Source organism: Streptomyces sp. NPDC017448 (assembly GCF_044330565.1).
In the GTDB taxonomy this organism is placed as follows: domain Bacteria; phylum Actinomycetota; class Actinomycetes; order Streptomycetales; family Streptomycetaceae; genus Streptomyces.
Genome location: NZ_JBIRLM010000024.1, coordinates 66,036 through 84,624, shown reverse-complemented (window position 1 = coordinate 84,624; position 18,589 = coordinate 66,036). Strand labels below are relative to the sequence as shown.

Sequence of the window (18,589 nt, the reverse complement as noted above, 5' to 3'; positions counted from 1 at the left end):
AAAACTTTCCGGAATCACCCGGCGGAGGGCGCGGAACAGGGCGTTCAGTAAAGTTCGGCAGCGTCGCGCTCGCGCGGCGCCCGCCCCTCCCGCCTGCCCTCCCGGCTTCCCGCCCCCTTCCCGCTCCGCTCCTCCACCCCTCCGCTCCTCCACCCCTCTGTTCCTCCGCTCCTCCGCTGATCGAGGTCCCGACGTGTCACCCGTTCCGCCGCCGGCCGCCGCCCCCCACCACCACCCGGTCTCCGTCGTGGGGATCGGCGCGGACGGCTGGCCCGGCCTGTCGGGTGCGGCCCGGGAGGCGCTGGGCGCGGCGGAGGTGCTGATCGGCGGGGCGCGCCAGCTGGAGCTGCTCCCCCCGGAGTGCGCCGGAGCGCGGGTGGCCTGGCCGTCGCCGCTGCGGCCGGCCGTGCCCCGGCTGCTGGCCGAGCACCGGGAGCGCCGGATCGCGGTGCTGGCCAGCGGTGACCCGATGTTCTACGGGATCGGGCGCGCGCTCGCCGAGGAGCTGGGGCCCGAGGGGCTGCGCGTCTTCCCGCACCCGTCCTCCGTCTCGTACGCCTGCGCACGTCTCGGCTGGCCGCTGGAGGACACGGAGGTCGTGACGCTGGTGGGCCGTCCGGCGGCCCGGCTCGCCGCCTCCCTGTACGCGGGCCGCCGCCTGCTGGTGCTGAGCGCGGACGCGTCCACCCCCGCCGCGGTCGCCGCCCTGCTCACGGCCCGCGGATTCGGCCCGAGCCGGCTGCGGGTCCTGGAGCAGTTGGGCGGCGAGGACGAGGGGTGTGCCGAAGGGATCGCGGCACGGTGGACGCACCCGCCGGGCGACCACCTGAACGTCATCGCGATCGAGTGCCGGCCGTCCGCCGACGCGCTGCGGCTCGGTACGGTCCCGGGCCTGCCGGACGAGGCGTACGAGCACGACGGCCAGCTCACCAAGCGCCATGTCCGGGCGGCCACGCTGGGCGCCCTGGCCCCCGCGCCGGGCGAACTCCTGTGGGACGTGGGAGGCGGCTCGGGCTCCATCGCCATCGAGTGGCTGCGCGCCCACCCGTCCTGCCGGGCGGTGAGCGTGGAGCGGGATCCGGTGCGGGCCGAGCGGATCGGCCGTAACGCGGAACGCCTGGGCGTCCCCGGTCTGGCGGTCGTCACCGGCCCGGCCCCCGCGTCCCTGGCCGGCCTGCCCGTGCCCGACGCGGTGTTCATCGGCGGCGGCCTGACCGCGCCCGGCCTGCTCGACGCGTGCTGGGAAGCGCTGCGCCCGGGGGGCCGGTTGGTCGCGAACACGGTGACGCTGGAGTCGGAGGCGCTGCTGGCCGAACGGCACAAGGCGTACGGCGGCGACCTGGTGCGGCTCGCGGTCGCCCACGCGGTCCCGGTCGGCGGCTTCACCGGCTGGCGGCAGGCGATGCCGGTGACGCAGTGGTCGGTGGTCAAGTCCTCGGGTTCCGGGGCGCATTCGGACAAGGGAGATCGATCATGACGGTGTACTTCATCGGTGCGGGCCCCGGGGCCGCCGACCTGATCACGGTGCGCGGCGCCCGGCTCCTCGCCGCCAGCCCGGTCTGCCTGTACGCGGGCAGCCTGGTCCCGGTGGAGCTGCTGGCCGAGTGCCCGCCGGACGCCCGCCTGATCGACACGGCGAACCTGGACATCGAGCAGATCACCGCCGAACTGGTCCGCGCCCATGCGGACGGCCACGACGTGGCGCGGCTGCACTCGGGCGACCCGTCGGTGTTCAGCGCGGTGAACGAGCAGATGAAACGCCTGGACGAGGCGGGCATCCCGTACGAAGTGGTGCCCGGCGTCCCCGCGTTCGCGGCGGCGGCGGCGTCGCTCAAGCGCGAGCTGACCGTTCCGACGGTCGGCCAGACGGTGATCCTGACCCGTGTCGCCCAGCGCGCCACGGCGATGCCGGAGGGCGAGGACCTGGCGACGCTGGGCCGCAGCGGCGCGCTGATCGTGCTGCACCTGGCGGCGCGGTACGTGGACCGGGTGGTGGCGGAACTGCTCCCGCACTACGGGGCGGACTGCCCGGCGGCGGTCGTGGCGATGGCGTCCCGCCCGGACGAGATCATCCTCCGGGGCCCGCTGGACTCGATCGCCGAGCAGGTGAAGGCGGCCGGGGTGATCCGGACGGCGGTCATCATGGTCGGCCGGACGCTGGGCGCGGAACAGTTCCGCGACAGCCACCTGTACGCGGTGGGACGGGACCGAAACGTCTGCTGATCGCCCCGCGGATTCGTCGCCCCGAGGCGGACAGCGCCCCCTACCCCCGCCCCACCACCGCCCCCGCGCGGTCGATGCAGATCACGTCCACCGCCACCGGGGCGCCCCGCAGGACCGACAGGGCCTCGTCGCGGGCACGGGCGGCCACCAGATCGCCCAGGGGGACGCCCGCCGCCTCGCACAGGCGCAGGGCCTCCAGGCCCGTGTTGGCGGTGGCGATGCGGGAGGCCAGGCCGTCGTCGGCGCCGCCCCGGCGGGCCAGGTCGGCGAGGAAGGGCTTGTCCACCTGGGAGCGGGCCGAGTGGAGGTCCAGGTGGCCCGCCGCGAGCTTGGAGAGCTTGGCGAAGCCGCCGCAGATCGTGAGGCGGTCGACCGGGTGCCGGCGTACGTACTTCAGGACCGCGCCCGCGAAGTCGCCCATGTCCAGCAGCGCGATCTCCGGCAGCCCGTACTCCGTGACCACCGTCCGCTCCGAGGTCGAGCCCGTGCAGCCCGCCACATGGGTCAGGCCCGCCGCCCTCGCCACGTCCACGCCCCGGCGGATCGAGTCGATCCACGCCGAGCAGGAGTAGGGGACGACCACGCCCGTCGTGCCGAGGATCGACAGGCCGCCGAGGATGCCGAGGCGGCCGTTCCACGTGGAGCGGGCGATCTCCTCGCCGTGGTCGACCGAGAGCGTGATCTCCACGTCGCCCGCCGCGCCGTGCTCCGCCGCCACCCGCTCCACGTGCTCGCGCATCAGCCGGCGCGGCACCGGGTTCACCGCCGCCTCCCCGACCTCCAGCGGCAGGCCGGGCAGGGTGACCGTGCCCACCCCCGGGCCCGCCCGGAACACCACCCCGGCCCCGGGCGGCAGCCTCCGCACCGTCGAGCGCACCAGCGCCCCGTGCGTCACGTCCGGATCGTCGCCCGCGTCCTTCACCACCCCGGCGGTCGCCGTCTCCCGCCCGGCCGCCAGCTCCTCCACCGCCAGCGCGAAGGCGGGCGTCAGCCCCTTCGGCAGCGTGATGGTCACCGGGTCCGGGAAGTCGCCGGTCAGCAGCGCTGTGTACGCGGCCGTCGTCGCCGCCGTCGCACAGGCGCCGGTCGTCCAGCCGGGGCGCAGGCCGGTGTGTTTGAGTTGGGCACGGCGACCGCCCTCGGCCCCACCGCCCGGTGTGGCCGTCCCGCCGTCCACGCCCGACGCCTCAGCGTTCATGAAAGAGTCCGTTCCGACGATGATGCACATTCTCGTACTGGGGGGAACCACCGAGGCCCGCCGGTTGGCCGAGACCCTGGTCGGCGCTCCCGCCGGCGGCCGGCGCGTCCGGGTCACCTCCTCGCTCGCCGGACGGGTCGCCGCGCCCCGCCTGCCCCCCGGCGAGGTGCGGGTCGGCGGGTTCGGGGGGCCCGGCGGGCTCGCGGCGTGGCTGCGCGAACACCGGGTCGACGCGCTCGTCGATGCCACCCACCCCTTCGCCGCGACCATGAGCCGGAACGCGGCCGAGGCCGCCGCCCAGGTCCATGTTCCCCTCCTCGCCCTCCGCCGGCCCGGCTGGGCCGCCCGGGACGGCGACCGCTGGCACTCCGCCGGAACGCTCGCCGAGGCCGCCGGGCTGCTGCCCGCCCTCGGCGCACGGGTCTTCCTCACCACCGGGCGGATGGGGCTCGCCGCCTTCGCGGGGGCGGACCTCGACGCGTTGTGGTTCCTCGTGCGGTCCGTCGACGCGCCGGAGCCGCCCGGCCCGGCCCGGATGCACGTCCTGCTCGACCGGGGGCCGTTCTCCCTCGACGGGGAGCGGGAGGTCATCCGGCGTCACCGCATCGACGTCCTCGTCACCAAGGACAGCGGCGGGGACGCCACCGCCCCCAAGCTGGCCGCCGCCCGCGAGGCCGGGATTCCCGTCGTGGTCGTCCGGCGGCCACCGGTACCGGAAGGGGTGCCGGTGGCCGCGACGCCCGAGGAGGCCGTGGCCTGGCTGCGCGGGAGGCCCTGAGCCTGCGGGCAGCGGCGCGGCGCCCGGACGCGGCTCCACGCCTGCGGGCGGCGGCGCGGCGTCCGGACGCAGCCCTACGCCTCCGGGTAGCGGCGCGGCGTCCACACGACGGTTTCGCCGTCCTCGCCCCGCCGCACCCACCGGGTCTGCGACGACCCCACGATCAGCAGCGTCCGCATGTCCACCTCCGCCGGATCCAGATCGGCCAGCCGCACCGTACGCACGGACTCCGTCGGCCCGCCCACGTCCCGCGCCAGCACCACCGGGGTGCCCGGCGAACGGTGCTCCAGCAGCAGGTCGCGGGCCTGGCCGACCTGATGCGTACGGGACTTCGAGCCCGGGTTGTACAGCGCCAGCACCAGGTCCGCCGCGGCCGCCGCGCGCAGCCGCTCCGCGATGACCTCCCACGGCTTGAGCCGGTCCGAGAGGGAGATCGTGGCGTAGTCGTGGCCCAGCGGGGCGCCCGCGCGGGCCGCCGCCGCGTTGGCCGCGGTGACGCCGGGCAGGACCCGGACGGGGACGTCCGCGTACGCCTCCTGCGAGGCCGCCTCCAGGACCGCCGTCGCCATCGCGAAGACCCCGGGGTCGCCGCCCGACACCACCGCGACCCGGTGGCCGCGCCGCGCCAGCTCCAGGGCGAACTCGGCGCGCTCCGCCTCCACCTTGTTGTCCGAACCGTGCCGTGCCTGGCCCGGGCGGACCGGCACCCGGTCCAGGTAGGTGGTGTACCCGACCACGTCGTCGGCGGCGGCGAGCGCCCCGCGCGTCTCGGGCGTCAGCCACAGCGGACCCGCCGGCCCGGTGCCGACGACCACGACCTCGCCGCCCGAGGAGGGGGCGGGGCGCGGCGCGTCCACCCGGCTCGGCAGCACCGCCACCGAGAAGTACGGCACCGACGCCGGGTCGATGTCCGCCAGTTCGCCCGTGCGCTCCCCGGCCATCGTCGCCCGCTCCACGTACCGGGCCTCGGCCAGCCGCCCCGACGCCTCGAACGCCCCGCGCACCGCCGGGAACGTCCGCCCCAGCTTCATCACCACCGCCGTGTCCGTGGCGGCGAGACGGGCCGTCAGCTCCTCCTCGGGCAGCGTGCCGGGCAGGATCGTGAGGATCTCCTCGCCCTCAACGAGCGGGGTGCCGAGCCGGGCCGCCGCCGCGCTGACGGACGTCACGCCCGGGATGACCTCGGTGGCGTACCGGTCGGCCAGCCGCTTGTGCATGTGCATGTACGAGCCGTAGAACATCGGGTCGCCCTCGGCGAGGACCGCGACGGTCCGCCCGGCGTCCAGGTGGGCCGCGAGGCGGGCCGCGGCCTTCTCGTAGAACTCCTCCAACGCGCCCCGGTAGCCGCCCGGGTGGTCGGTGGTCTCCGTCGTGACGGGGTAGACCAGGGGTTCCTCGATGTGGTCGGACCGCAGGTGCGCCGCCGCGATGGACCGGGCGATCGAGCGGCCGTGCCGGGCGCTGTGGTACGCGACGACGTCCGCCTCGCCGATGGCCCGGACGGCCCGCAGCGTCATCAGCTCCGGGTCGCCGGGGCCGAGGCCGACCCCGTAGAGCCGGCCGGTGCCGTTCACCGGAGAAGTCACTACTCCTCCTCGCTCGCGATGGCGTTGAGCGCCGCCGCCGCTATCGCACTGCCGCCGCGTCGGCCCCGGACGATCAGGTGCTCCAGCCCCGAAGCGTGCTCGGCCAGGGCCTCCTTGGACTCCATCGCGCCGACGAAGCCGACCGGGACGCCGATGACGGCGGCCGGGCGGGGGGCGCCCTCCTCGACCATCTCCAGCAGCCGGAACAGGGCGGTCGGCGCGTTGCCCACCGCCACGACCGCGCCCTCCATCCGGTCCCGCCACAGCTCCAGGGCCGCCGCGCTGCGGGTCGTGCCCATCTTCGCGGCCAGCTCCGGCACGGACGGGTCGGAGAGCGTGCACACCACGTCGTTGCCGGCGGGCAGCCGCTTGCGGGTGACCCCGCTGGCCACCATCGCCACGTCGCAGAGGATCGGCGCACCCGCGCGCAGGGCGGCGCGGGCGTCGGCCACGACGTTCGGCGAGAACGCGAGGTCGCGTACGAGGTCGACCATGCCGCAGGCGTGGATCATCCGGACGGCGACCTGGCTGACGTCGGCGGGCAGCCCGGCCAGATCCGCCTCCGCGCGGATGGTGGCGAAGGACTGGCGGTAGATCGCCGGTCCGTCCTTCTCGTACTGGTGCACAGTGCTGTCGCTTTCTTCTGCCGGTGGAGGGTCGGTCTGCATGGGGTCTACGGGTGGTCCACAGGGGGCCACGGCTGCTCAGGCGCGGGCGGCGGCCACCGCCGCCGCGCGTGCTTCCGGATCGGCGCGGACCGTCCGCGGCGGATCCCGCCGCTCCCCCCGCACGTGGGAGATGCGGTGCCCGTCCGGGGTGGCGACCACGTCGATCCACTCCCCGTGGGGGTGGCCGCAGCGGCGTTCGCAGCCGGACCAGTACACAGGGAGGCGCCCGACCGGTCCGACGGCGGCCCCCGCTTCGGCGCGCACGTCGGCCAGCGACTTCGCGCAGCCGGGACGGCCGATGCAGGCGCCGACGCCGGTCCACGGGGAGTCGGGGGAGGCGATCAGCCCGGCCTCCCCCAGAGCGCGGAGTGCGTCGGCCGCCCCGGCGCCGGGGAAGGGGCCGGGGACGACGACCCCACGCCAGGGGGTGAGCCGCAGCTCGCCGCCGTACCGCCGGGCCGTCGTGGTGAGCAGCCGCCACTGGGCGGGGGTGAGCCGCCCCAGGGGTACATGGACGCTGATCGCGGTGACGGGGTCCGGCGCGGCCGGGGCCGGAGGGCCGCCCGCCGCCGGGGCCGCGGGGGTGGGCCCGCCCGGCGCTCCGGGACCGTGCGGGCCCGGGGCGGGGGGCGTCGCCGTGCGCGGGCGGGGGCGGTGCACGGCCGGGCCGGCCGACGCGGCGACGGCGGCCACCAGCTCCGCCCGTACGTCCTCGGGCAGGTCGCCCACGCGCCAGGCGCCGGAGTCCCGGGCGGCGCGGAGGAACGCCTCGGCGGCGGAGAGCGCGGCGCGCGGTCCCGCGTCGGCCCCGACCCGGAACACCGTGTCCCCCGCCCCGACCCGCAGGAGGAAGTCGTCGCCCTCCGCGATCAGGGCCACGTCCGCGCCGAGCGCGTCCACGTCGCCGTGGCCCGCGTCCAGGGCGAAGAGGAAGCGGCCGGAGAGCCGCGCCGCGGCCGGGCTCGCGCACACCAGCCGGTCCAGCTCGGCCAGATGCTCCCCGAGCGCGGGCGAACCGTCGAGTCCGGCGAGCGGGGAGGCCACGATGTTGCGGGCTCGCTCGTGGGCGGCGGACGGCAGCAGCCCGGCGGCGGCCAGCAGCTCGGCGAGCCCGCCGCCGCACTCCGCGTCGAGGCCGCGCAGCTGGACGTTGCCCCGCGAGGTGAGGTGCAGTTCGCCGTCCCCGAACCGGTCGGCCGCCGCGAGCAGGGCGTCCGCGCCGTCCGCGCTCAGTACCCCGCCGGGGATGCGCACCCGGGCCAGCGCCCCGTCGTCGGCCCGGTGCAGCCGCAGCGTTCCCGGACAGGCGTCGCCACCGTCGCGGGGGGCCGGGCCGCCCGGGGAGAGGGGCGAGGGGGCGGAATCGGGCATGGCGGCGAGCATACCGACCGCTCCGATCCGATCGGCGGGCTCGCCCCTGTGACCTGGGGGACAGTGATCAGGACTCCGGTAGCCGGCCGGGAGGGCCAGGGAGTCACGGGCCGGGGCGCCCCGGGCCAGGGCGCCCCGGTCCAGGGCGTCCCCTCCGGCACCGGTCACCACCCCCGGCACCGGCCACCACCCCCGGGTCCAGGCCGCCCCCTCCAGCCCGGGCCTCCCCTTCCGGCACCGGCCACCACCCCCGGGTCCAGGCCGCCCCCTCCGGCACAGGTCACCGTTCCCGGAACAGGTTCCCGCCCCCAGCCACAGGCCACCGCCCCCCCAGCCACAGGCCACCGCCTCCGGCACGAGCCGCTGACCCCGGCGCCGGTCACCACCCCCGCCCTCTGCCCCGTCCCCGCCCCGCCGCTTAGGATGCAGGCGGTGGTCCGTTCAGGCCGCCATCGCCAGACGGCGACAGGGGAGGAAGCCCGGTGAGATTCCGGCGCGGTCCCGCCACTGTGAGTCCGGCCGCCGACCCCGGCTGCCGGACGAGTCAGGAACTCCCTTCCCCGAGCACCCGGCCCTCCGCCGGGCCGCCGGGGAGACCCTCCGACACCGCCCGGGGCGTGGACACCCCGAGGAAGGCCTGACGCAGCATGATCCTGCTCCTGTCGACGTCCGACACCGACCTCCTGAGCGCCCGCGCATCCGAGGGGCCCGTCAGCTACCGGTACGCCAACCCCTCCCGCACCGACCTCGACGCCCTTCCGGAGCTGCTGGACGGCGCCGACCTCGTCGTCGTACGGCTCCTCGGCGGCGTCCGCGCGTGGCAGGAGGGGCTGGACGCGGTGCTGGCCACCGGCCGCCCCGTCGTCGTGCTGACCGGTGAACAGGCCCCCGACGCCCAGCTGATGGCCGCCTCCACCGTGCCGATCGGGATCGCCGCCGAGGCGCACGCCTACCTCGCGCACGGCGGGCCCGCCAACCTGGAGCAGCTCGCCCGGTTCCTCTCCGACACCGTGCTGCTGACCGGTCACGGCTTCGAACCGCCCGCCCCGGCCCCCGCGTGGGGCCCGCTGGAGCGGGAGGCCCGCCCGGTGGCCGAGGGCGCGCCGACCGTCGCCGTCCTCTACTACCGCGCCCACCACATGAGCGGGAACACCGCGTTCGTGGACGCCCTGTGCACGGCGGTCGAGGAGGCCGGGGGCCGCCCGCTCCCGCTGTACGTCGCCTCCCTCCGTACGCCGGAGGACGAGCTGATCGAGACGCTGCGCGCCGCCGACGCCATCGTCACCACCGTCCTCGCGGCGGGCGGCACCAAGCCCGCCGAGGCGTCGGCCGGCGGTGACGACGAGTCGTGGGACGCCGGTGCGCTGACCGGGCTCGACGTGCCGATCCTCCAGGCGCTCTGCCTGACCAGCCCGCGCAGCGCCTGGGAGGAGAACGACGAGGGCGTCTCCCCGCTCGACGCGGCCACCCAGATCGCGGTGCCCGAGTTCGACGGCCGTCTGATCACCGTCCCGTTCTCCTTCAAGGAGATCGACGAGGACGGGCTCCCGGCGTACGTCCCCGATGCCGAGCGCGCGGCCCGGGTCGCCGGGATCGCCGTACGCCACGCGAAGCTGCGGACCATCCCGAACGCGGAGAAGAAGATCGCGCTGGTGCTGTCGGCGTACCCGACCAAGCACTCCCGCATCGGCAACGCGGTCGGCCTGGACACCCCCGCCAGCGCCGTCGCCCTGCTGCGCCGACTGCGCGCCGAGGGGTACGACTTCGGGCCTGAGGAGGACATCCCGGGGCTGGTCTCCGGCGACGGCGACGAGCTGATCTACGCCCTCATCGAGGCGGGCGGCCACGACCAGGAGTGGCTGACCGAGGAGCAGTTGGGGAAGAACCCGGTCCGCATCCCGGCCGCCGACTACCGCCGCTGGTTCGCCCGGCTCCCCGAGGAGCTGCGCACCGCCGTGGAGGAGCACTGGGGCCCCGCCCCCGGCGAGATGTTCGTCGACCGGTCCGCCAACCCGGAGGGCGACATCGTCCTCGCGGCCCTGCGGCGCGGCAACCTCCTCATCCTCATCCAGCCGCCGCGCGGCTTCGGCGAGAACCCGATCGCGATCTACCACGACCCCGATCTGCCGCCCTCCCACCACTACCTGGCCGCCTACCGCTGGATCGCCGCCTCCGCCGAGGAGAACGGCTTCGGCGCGGACGCCATGATCCACCTGGGCAAGCACGGCAACCTGGAGTGGCTGCCCGGCAAGAACGCGGGCCTCTCCGCCGCCTGCGGCCCCGACGCGGCCCTCGGCGACCTGCCTCTCGTCTACCCGTTCCTGGTGAACGACCCGGGCGAGGGCACGCAGGCCAAGCGCCGCGTCCACGCCACGCTGGTCGACCACCTGGTGCCGCCGATGGCCCGCGCCGACAGCTACGGAGACATCGCGCGGCTGGAGCAACTCCTCGACGAGCACGCCCAGATCGCCGCGATGGACCCGGCGAAGCTGCCCGCGATCCGCGCACAGATCTGGACGCTCATCCAGGCCGCGAAGCTCGACCACGACCTCGGGGTGGAGGACCGCCCGGAGGACGAGGGCTTCGACGACTTCATCATGCATCTCGACGGCTGGCTCTGCGAGATCAAGGACGTCCAGATCCGCGACGGCCTGCACGTCCTGGGCAACCCGCCCGCCGGGCACGACCGGGTCAACCTGGTCCTGGCCGTGCTCCGCGCCCGCCAGATCTGGGGCGGCACGGCCTCCCTCCCCGGCCTGCGCGAGGCGCTCGGCCTGGACGAGTCGGCGGCCGTCCGCACGGACGCCGACGCGGTCGAGGAGCAGGCCCGCGCCCTGGTCCAGGCGATGGACGACGCCGACTGGAACCCGGCGGCCGTCGCGGACGTGGCCGCCGGCCTGCCGGACGCGGTGGCCGACATCCTCACCTTCGCGGCCACCGAGGTCGTCCCGCGCATGGCGGCCACGACCGACGAACTCACCCATGCCGTCCACGCGCTGAACGGCGGATTCGTCCCGGCGGGCCCCTCCGGCTCCCCGCTCCGCGGCCTGGTCAACGTCCTCCCCACCGGCCGCAACTTCTACTCGGTGGACCCGAAGGCCGTCCCCTCCAAGCTGGCCTGGGAGACCGGCCAGGCGCTGGCCGACTCCCTCCTCACCCGCTACCGCACCGACAACGGCGACTGGCCCACCTCGGTCGGCCTCTCCCTCTGGGGCACCAGCGCGATGCGCACGGCGGGCGACGACATCGCGGAGGCGTTCGCGCTGCTCGGCATCCGTCCCGTCTGGGACGACGCCTCGCGCCGCGTGACGGGCCTGGAGCCCATCCCGTACGAGGAGTTGGGCCGCCCCCGCATCGACGTGACGCTCCGCATCTCGGGGTTCTTCCGGGACGCGTTCCCGCACACGGTGGGGCTGCTCGACGACGCCGTACGGCTGGCCGCCTCGCTGGACGAACCGGCCGAGCGGAACTACGTACGGGCGCACACCCAGGCCGACCTGGCCGAGCACGGTGACGAACGCCGGGCCACCACCCGCATCTTCGGCTCCCGCCCCGGCACGTACGGCGCGGGGCTCCTCCAGCTCATCGACTCCCGCGACTGGCGCACCGACGCCGACCTCGCCGAGGTCTACACGGTATGGGGCGGCTACGCCTACGGCCGCGAGCTGAACGGCCGCCCGGCCCGCGAGGAGATGGAGAGCGCCTACCAGCGCATCGAGGTCGCCGCCAAGAACACCGACACCCGCGAGCACGACATCGCGGACTCCGACGACTACTTCCAGTACCACGGCGGCATGGTGGCCACCGTCCGCGCGCTCAAGGGCACGGCCCCGGAGGCGTACATCGGGGACTCCACCCGCCCCGAGTCCGTCCGCACCCGCACCCTGGTGGAGGAGACGTCCCGCGTCTTCCGCGCCCGCGTCGTCAACCCCAAGTGGATCGCGGCCATGCGCCGCCACGGATACAAGGGTGCGTTCGAGCTGGCGGCCACGGTGGACTACCTCTTCGGGTACGACGCCACGACCGGAGTCGTCGCCGACTGGATGTACGACAAGCTCACCGAGGCGTACGTCCTCGACCCGGAGAACAAGCAGTTCCTCCAGGAGGCCAACCCCTGGGCGCTGCACGGCATCGCGGAACGCCTGCTGGAGGCCGAGTCGCGCGGCATGTGGGCCAAGCCGGACCCGGCGGTGCTGGAAGCGCTGCGCCAGGTCTACCTGGAGACCGAGGGCAACCTGGAGGGCGAGGACTGACCCCGCCCGGCCCGCCGCGCTGATCCCGGCGGGCGGCGCGAGGCCGCCCGCGCCGTATTTCTTCTGCGGAGCCCTGCCCCGGGCGGCCCCCGACCGGCACAATCACGGTCATGGGGACAACGGGGCAGGGGCCGGCCGCGCAGGACGCGACCGAGACCAACGGGCTTGCTGTGCACGGGCGTTCGATGGCGAAGGCGATCTTCGCCGGACTGCGTCTGACCTTCACCTCGGGAGCGGCCGGGGCGGCGGTCGCGGCGCTCGTGGTCGGCGTGATCCTGGAGCGGGTTCCGGTCTTCCTCTCCGGCGGCGGGGTCCTGGTCCTCCTGGTCCTGATCGGCTTCATCACCGGGCGGCGGCCCTCCGGGCCGGCCGAGCCGCCGGTCACCCGGACCGCCCTCGCCCGGATCGAGGACCTGCGGGCGACGAGCGGCGAATCGGCCGACGTACCGGTGACGTTCTGGATGACGGTCGCACCGGAGCCGGAGGACGGCCGTCCCGCGTACCGGGTCAAGTTCGACCAGCACATCAACCTGGTCGACATCCCCGCCTACCGGCCGCGCGGCATCGCGGTGGTGGAGTACCGCCCGGACGAGCCCTGGGAGGTGCGGATCGTCACCCGCCCGGCCCCGGAGTGGAGCCGCCGGGCCGAGGAGGCGGAGATCGACTCCGCACCCGCGTCCACGCTGGTGGAGAACCCGGGACCGAGCGAGGGCGCCTGGTGCATGCTGGTGCTCGTCACGTTCCTGGCGGGCGCGGCGCTGGTGGTGCTGCTCTTCCGGGGCGAACTGTTCACGCAGGAGGACGAAGCCGCGCCCTCCCCGAAGCAGCCCTCCGTCACGTCGTCGGCCTCCGCCTCCGTCTCCGTGTCCCGGCGGTTCACCACGTCCACCACGGTCCCCGGGCCCTCCTCCTCGCTGCTGGTCCTGGGCCGGATGCGGGAGACGGCCACGGAGCTGGCGAACCGGGCGGACGCCTCGGACGTCACCGCGATCTCCATCCAGGAGCGCCGGATGGAGATCCGCGGCGACTCCGCCCGCCCGCCCGGCGAGACGTTCCACATCCAGATGCTCCCGTACGAACTGTTCCCCGCCCTGGTCCGCGAGGCCCGCACGACCCTCGGCGTCCGCGCCCCGCAGAGCTGGCGCATCGACGTGACACCGGACCCCGGCACGGGTCCGGGCACGGGCCCCCGGGTCCGGGTCACGGTCACCGGTGAGGAGGGCACCGCCCACCTGGACGCGGACGCCACGGCCCGGATCGTGGACCGGCGGCCGGTGGGGGAGGGGGGCCGGGGGTGAGCCGGCGGGGGCCGGGCCCGGCATGCCGCGGGCCCCGGGAAGGCTTCCCGGGGCCCGCGGAACGTGGGTGAAGCAGTGCCGTACCGGCGTACAGCGCCGTACTAGTTGCCGTTCACCAGCTCATGGGCGGGCACCTTCACGGTGCGGGCGCCCTTCTTTCCGCCGAGGACGACCTTGCGCAGCGCGCTGTTGTTCTTGTGGTTGGTCTCCTTGAGCCGGTTCTCCGGGTTGGCGAGCACCTGGATGTAGTACGTGCCGTTCGGCAGGTTCGTGATGTCGAAGGACTGGCCGGGCAGGTCCTGGGTGTAGGTGTCGCCGGAGCCCACGTCGAGCACCTCGCGGACGGAGATCGAGTTCTCCTGGCCGCACGCGGTGGACAGGTCGGTGTTGTCGGGGTGCCAGTTGGCGTTCTTCACCGTGTAGTCGACCGCGTCGGTGTTGGCCAGGCAGAAGGCCTCCTTGCCGCTGCGGACCGTCTCCTTCTTGTCGGCCTTCAGCAGCCGGTAGCTGGCGAAGTCCGTGAAGTGCCAGTGCTCGTGGCCGGGGCGCGGGTCCCACTCCATGGTGCCGGTCGGGGTGTAGCCGACCTGCTTGCCGTTGGCGTCGTAGAAGTACTGGTACGCGTCCATCAGCTCCTTGCCCGGGGAGCGGAAGCCGTCCACGACGAGCTTGGCCGGACCCGCGTTCCACACGTTGGCGCTGAAGGCGAGGTAGTCCTTGCCGGGGACCTCCTCGTAGCCGTCGCTGACGGTGATGCCGTACGCGGGCAGCGAGCGCAGGTCCGGCTTGGGCACGGCGGGCACGGACGCCTTGCCGGTGGGCCGCTTGGCGTTGGGCCTCGCGGCCGGAGCCCGGCGCGAGCCGTCGGTCTGTCCGGCCCGGTCGCCGACCGTGGCGGCGGCGAAGGACTGCCGCTGGAGCGACTCCTTCTTCAGCGCCCACGGCAGGGCGGGCGGCGCGGGCGGGTAGGGCCCGTGGCCGACGTTGAACGTGGCGCCGGCGCCGGTCGTCCGCGCGGCGGGCGCCTCGGTACGGACCGGAGCGCCGTGCGCCGCGTGGGCGCCGTGGCCGGAGGCCGGAGCCTTCGCGGCGTGCCCCTCGTGGCCCTGGTGGCCCGCGTGCCCCTGGTCCGCGGAGGCGGCACTGCGTCCGGCGGGGGCCGGGGGCGGCTCCTCCCAGCTCCGCTCGCGCACGACGACCTTGACGGTCTGGGGCTTGCTCGCGATGCCGAAGAGGTCGCGGTACTTCTTGGTGACGTTGATCTTGGCGGTGTACGTACCCGCCGCCAGCTGGACCGGCTTGGAGTAGTACCCGGCGTAGGTGTTGGACGCCCAGCCGTTCTCCACGCCCCACACCGAGCCGAGGGTGAACGGGTTCACCGGGCAGCTCTGCGGATACTTCGAGTTGGCGGGGGCGTCCGGCCGGACCCGCCCGGACGCGTTGTTGGGGCAGAACGCCTCGGTCTGCTTGAGCACGGTCTTGCCGGCCGCGTCGGTGAGCTGGACCTGGGCGAAGTCCGGCAGCCCGGAGAAGTCCTTCACCAGCCCGGCGGGGAGCGCCTTGGCCGTGGTCTTCTTCCCGTTCCGGAAGACCTGCGAGACGGTGACCGGGTCCTTGTAGGACTTCCGGGTCACCTTGAGCTCGAAGGCGCCGTTCTCCGAGGTCAGGTAGGTCCCGAGGTCCAGGTAGACGCCGGGTTCCTCCTTCCACGAGTCGAGCGTCACCGAGGTGGAGGCCGCGATCAGGCTGAGCTTCGGCTTCGGCTCCGCCGTCTTGGCGCCGGGCGCGGCGGCGACGACGCCCGCGGTCACGGCGATGGCCGCGGTGACGGCGAGCGGGGTGCGGATGAGGCGGTTGGTGCGGCCCTGCGGGGATCTGGTCATCATTCCTCGTACTTCCGGCTTTCCGAGTGCGTAAGGAAACGTGGACGGCAGCACGGCCCCAACTCACCTGTGACGACGCTGTGTCCGGCCTGTGAGAGGCGGCCGGGGGCGCTCCGGGTTGTCTGGACTCCCCCGACTGGGCCAGAGTTGTCCGAAAAGCGCCCGAGGCGGTGTGATCGACACCGGGGCCGAATCGTCTGAGCTCGTCCTTTGCCGGTGCCGGAAGTCTGGCCGGGAAGGGGCTGGCTGGTTTATGCCTCTCGCGCCGCCCGAGACCGGCGGCGCCCGCAGGCACGGCCGATGCTCCACAACCCGCCCCCCCCGGGACAGAGCCCGCGACTCCAGCCGGACGCCACCCCCCGCCCTCGTGATCGTCGCCCGCAGGATCCGACCGCTGCGCTGTGCCCGAACGCCTCCGGGTGCGGTGGCGCGGGCCACGGGGGCCGGGGCAACGTCGAAGGCCCCCGCAGCGAGCTGCGGGGGCCTTCGACGTATTGCCCGGTGAGAGCAATGGCGGAGGATACGAGATTCGAACTCGTGAGGGGTTGCCCCCAACACGCTTTCCAAGCGTGCGCCCTAGGCCACTAGGCGAATCCTCCGCCGCAAACAATACAAGACGTTGGAGGGTGCTCGCGAACACGATCCCCGGAGATCGTCCGGAGACCGCTCGGGGGAGCGTCCCGAGAGCCCCGCCGCGGTCGCGCGACGACGCGCGGGGAGGGGCGGGGAGGGGTGGCGGCCTGGCGTCGGGGAGGGCGGGTGGACCGGAGGGGGTGGGGATCCGCTAAGGTGGGCGTCAGCCCCTCACGTGGCGCTATCTGACTGAACTCCCCCAGGGCCGGAAGGCAGCAAGGGTAGGTCGGCTCTGGCGGGTGCGTGGGGGGCCCTTGCGTTCCCGGGTGCGCAGATTCCCCCCGGGCCGCGTTCCTGCGGTCCCAGCCGCGCCGGGAGTCCGCTCGAACCGTGCCGGGCCCCGGGGCGAGCGGTGTGGAGCCGGTTGTCAGTCGGCCCCGATAACCTCGTAGGTGTGTCGTCCCTTGCGCTGTACCGCCGCTACCGCCCCGAGTCGTTCGCCGAGGTCATCGGTCAGGAGCATGTCACTGACCCGCTCCAGCAGGCCCTGCGGAACAACCGGGTCAACCACGCGTACCTGTTCAGCGGGCCGCGCGGCTGTGGAAAGACGACCAGCGCGCGCATCCTCGCCCGCTGTCTGAACTGCGAGCAGGGCCCCACCCCCACCCCGTGCGGGGAGTGCCAGTCCTGCCGGGACCTCGCGCGCAACGGGCCGGGGTCCATCGACGTGATCGAGATCGACGCCGCGTCGCACGGGGGCGTGGACGACGCCCGTGATCTGCGCGAGAAGGCGTTCTTCGGGCCCGCCTCCAGCCGTTACAAGATCTACATCATCGACGAGGCGCACATGGTCACCCCGGCGGGCTTCAACGCCCTGCTGAAGGTGGTCGAGGAGCCGCCGGAGCACCTCAAGTTCATCTTCGCGACGACCGAGCCCGAGAAGGTCATCGGGACGATCCGGTCGCGTACGCACCACTATCCGTTCCGGCTCGTCCCCCCGGGCACCCTGCGCACCTACCTCGCCGATGTGTGCGGCCGGGAGAACAGCCCCGTCGAGGACGGCGTCCTCCCGCTCGTCGTGCGCGCCGGGGCCGGGTCCGTGCGTGACTCGATGTCCGTCATGGACCAGCTGCTGGCCGGCGCGGGCGACGACGGTGTGACGTACGCCATGGCCACCTCGCTCCTCGGGTACACGGACGGCTCCCTCCTCGACTCCATCGTCGACGCCTTCGCGGCCGGGGACGGGGCCGCCGCCTTCGAGGTCGTGGACCGGGTCATCGAGGGCGGCAACGACCCCCGTCGTTTCGTGGCGGACCTCCTGGAGCGGTTGCGCGACCTGGTGATCCTCGCCGCCGTGCCGGACGCGGGGGAGAAGGGGCTCATCGACGCCCCCGCCGACGTGGTCGAGCGCATGCAGGCCCAGGCCTCCGTCTTCGGCGCCGCCGAGCTGAGCCGCGCCGCCGACCTGGTCAACGAAGGGCTCACCGAGATGCGCGGGGCCACCTCGCCGCGCCTCCAGGTGGAGCTGATCTGCGCCCGGGTCCTGCTGCCCGCCGCCTACGACGACGAGCGGTCGCTGCAGGCCCGGCTCGACCGGCTGGAGCGCGGTGCCTCGGCCGCCGCGGCCGCCTCGTTCGCCGCCCCGCCCGCCGCCGCCGCCCCCCTGGGGTACGTGCCGGGCCCCGACGCCCACGCCCCGGCCCCAGCTCCCCAGGCCGCCCCCATGGGCCTCGCCGGTCCCGACGCCGCCCGCGCCGCCGCCCGAGGGGAGGCGCCTCCCGCGCCCGCCGCCTACGCACCGCCCGCCCAGCAGATCCAGGCGCAGGCCCCGGTCCCCGCAGCCGAGTCGGCCCAGCGGCCCGGGTCCTGGCCCACCGCCGCCGGAACCCCCGCCGGAGCCGGAGCCCCCGTCGTAACCGGAGCCGGGGCCGGGGCCGGGGCCGGGGCGGGGGAGCAGGGCCGTCGTCCGGGTGGCTGGCCCACCGCCTCCGCCCCCGGCAGCGGCCCCGCCCGGCCCGCCACCCCGCCGCCCGCCGCCGCTCCCACCGCCCCCCCGGCCGGGCAGGCCGCGCCGGACGGCGGTCAGGACATGGCCCAGGGCGCCGTCCAGGTGCGGAACATGTGGCCCGACATCCTGGAGGCGGTCAAGAACCGTCGCCGCTTCACCTGGATCCTGCTCAGCCAGAACGCCCAGGTCGCCGGGTTCGATGGCACCACCCTCCAGCTCGGCTTCCTCAACGCGGGCGCCCGCGACAACTTCGCGAGCAGCGGCAGCGAGGAGGTGCTGAAGCAGGCCCTCGCCGAGCGCTTCAACGCCCAGTGGCGCATCGAGGCGGTCATCGACCCCTCCGGCGGCGGCGCCCCCGGGCCCGGCGGAGGCGGCGGACGCCCCGCCCCGCAGTACCAGCCCGCCCCCGCGGCCCCCGCGCCCGTCGCGTACGAGCCCCGGCCCCAGCACGCGCCCCCGCAGCAGCCCCCCGCACCGCAGCAGGGGCAGCACGCGCCCTCGGGCCCCTCGCCGGCGCCGGCCTCCGCACCGCAGCGCGGCCGGGAAGCCCCGCCCGCCGCCGGTGCGTACGGGGCGGAGCCGCCGAGGTCCGTGTCCATCGAGGACGACATCCCGGAGGCCGACGACCCGGACCTCGTCGACTCCGCCCTCTCCGGCCACGAGTTGATCGTCCGCGAGCTGGGCGCCACCGTGGTCGACGAGTTCCCCAACGAGCAGTGACGCGGTGACGGCCTGGGCGGCGACACGGGC

11 protein-coding genes, 1 tRNA gene, 1 other RNA gene and 1 riboswitch are annotated in these 18,589 nt (G+C 74.9%); of the genes, 7 read left to right on the top strand and 6 right to left on the bottom strand.

All coding sequences use genetic code 11. The features are described 5' to 3' along the window. Positions 1-193: 193 nt before the first annotated feature. Positions 194-1,477 (top strand): precorrin-6y C5,15-methyltransferase (decarboxylating) subunit CbiE, encoded by a 1,284-nt coding sequence (cbiE, locus tag ACH4K1_RS29175; RefSeq protein WP_398092551.1) that lies wholly within the window; start codon positions 194-196, stop codon positions 1,475-1,477. After that, positions 1,474-2,223, top strand: coding sequence for a precorrin-4 C(11)-methyltransferase (gene cobM / locus ACH4K1_RS29170; RefSeq protein WP_398092550.1), 750 nt, complete (start codon positions 1,474-1,476; stop codon positions 2,221-2,223). The genes cbiE and cobM overlap by 4 nt, the downstream gene beginning before the upstream one ends. Positions 2,224-2,263: 40 nt before the next feature. Here cobM and ACH4K1_RS29165 read toward each other — a convergent pair whose 3' ends face one another. After that, positions 2,264-3,421, bottom strand: coding sequence for a cobalt-precorrin-5B (C(1))-methyltransferase (locus ACH4K1_RS29165; RefSeq protein ID WP_398092549.1), 1,158 nt, complete (start codon positions 3,419-3,421; stop codon positions 2,264-2,266). Between the two features lie 22 nt (positions 3,422-3,443). Between ACH4K1_RS29165 and ACH4K1_RS29160 the strand changes: the two genes are divergently transcribed. Further along, positions 3,444-4,199, top strand: a complete 756-nt coding sequence (locus ACH4K1_RS29160) for a cobalt-precorrin-6A reductase (protein WP_398092582.1) — start codon at positions 3,444-3,446, stop codon at positions 4,197-4,199. Between the two features lie 74 nt (positions 4,200-4,273). On the opposite strand, the gene ACH4K1_RS29155 is transcribed toward ACH4K1_RS29160, so the two are convergent. The 3 genes from ACH4K1_RS29155 to ACH4K1_RS29145 all read right to left on the bottom strand — a co-directional run bounded on the left by ACH4K1_RS29155 (position 4,274) and on the right by ACH4K1_RS29145 (position 7,836). Further along, the gene (locus ACH4K1_RS29155) at positions 4,274-5,785 is read right to left on the bottom strand and encodes a precorrin-2 C(20)-methyltransferase (protein ID WP_398092548.1); all 1,512 of its coding nucleotides are present in this window, start codon (positions 5,783-5,785) and stop codon (positions 4,274-4,276) included. Further along, positions 5,785-6,411, bottom strand: coding sequence for a precorrin-8X methylmutase (locus ACH4K1_RS29150; RefSeq protein WP_073767980.1), 627 nt, complete (start codon positions 6,409-6,411; stop codon positions 5,785-5,787). The genes ACH4K1_RS29155 and ACH4K1_RS29150 overlap by 1 nt, the downstream gene beginning before the upstream one ends. Before the next feature lie 78 nt (positions 6,412-6,489). Next, positions 6,490-7,836 carry a cobalamin biosynthesis protein CobG gene (locus ACH4K1_RS29145; protein ID WP_398092547.1) on the bottom strand — a complete coding sequence of 449 codons (1,347 nt, stop codon included), beginning with the start codon at positions 7,834-7,836 and terminating at the stop codon, positions 6,490-6,492. Between the two features lie 459 nt (positions 7,837-8,295). After that, positions 8,296-8,378, top strand: a riboswitch (cobalamin riboswitch). 93 nt (positions 8,379-8,471) lie between these two features. On the opposite strand from ACH4K1_RS29145, the gene cobN reads away from it, so the two are divergent. Both cobN and ACH4K1_RS29135 read left to right on the top strand, forming a co-directional pair. Next, positions 8,472-12,077, top strand: a complete 3,606-nt coding sequence (gene cobN / locus ACH4K1_RS29140) for a cobaltochelatase subunit CobN (RefSeq protein WP_398092546.1) — start codon at positions 8,472-8,474, stop codon at positions 12,075-12,077. A 110-nt stretch (positions 12,078-12,187) separates the two neighbouring features. Next, positions 12,188-13,375 carry a hypothetical protein gene (locus ACH4K1_RS29135; RefSeq protein WP_398092545.1) on the top strand — a complete coding sequence of 396 codons (1,188 nt, stop codon included), beginning with the start codon at positions 12,188-12,190 and terminating at the stop codon, positions 13,373-13,375. A 101-nt stretch (positions 13,376-13,476) separates the two neighbouring features. Here ACH4K1_RS29135 and ACH4K1_RS29130 read toward each other — a convergent pair whose 3' ends face one another. Together ACH4K1_RS29130 and ACH4K1_RS29125 are read right to left on the bottom strand one after the other, a co-directional pair. After that, on the bottom strand, positions 13,477-15,261 hold the full coding sequence (locus tag ACH4K1_RS29130; RefSeq protein ID WP_398092544.1) for a lysyl oxidase family protein: 1,785 nt from the start codon (positions 15,259-15,261) through the stop codon (positions 13,477-13,479). Between the two features lie 508 nt (positions 15,262-15,769). Then, a tRNA-Ser gene (locus ACH4K1_RS29125) sits at positions 15,770-15,857 on the bottom strand. A gap of 196 nt (positions 15,858-16,053) precedes the next feature. Between ACH4K1_RS29125 and ffs the strand changes: the two genes are divergently transcribed. Both ffs and ACH4K1_RS29115 read left to right on the top strand, forming a co-directional pair. Then, an RNA gene (gene ffs, locus ACH4K1_RS29120) (signal recognition particle sRNA small type) lies at positions 16,054-16,150 on the top strand. A 135-nt stretch (positions 16,151-16,285) separates the two neighbouring features. Continuing rightward, positions 16,286-18,559, top strand: a complete 2,274-nt coding sequence (locus ACH4K1_RS29115; protein ID WP_398092543.1) for a DNA polymerase III subunit gamma and tau — start codon at positions 16,286-16,288, stop codon at positions 18,557-18,559. Positions 18,560-18,589 lie beyond the last annotated feature (30 nt).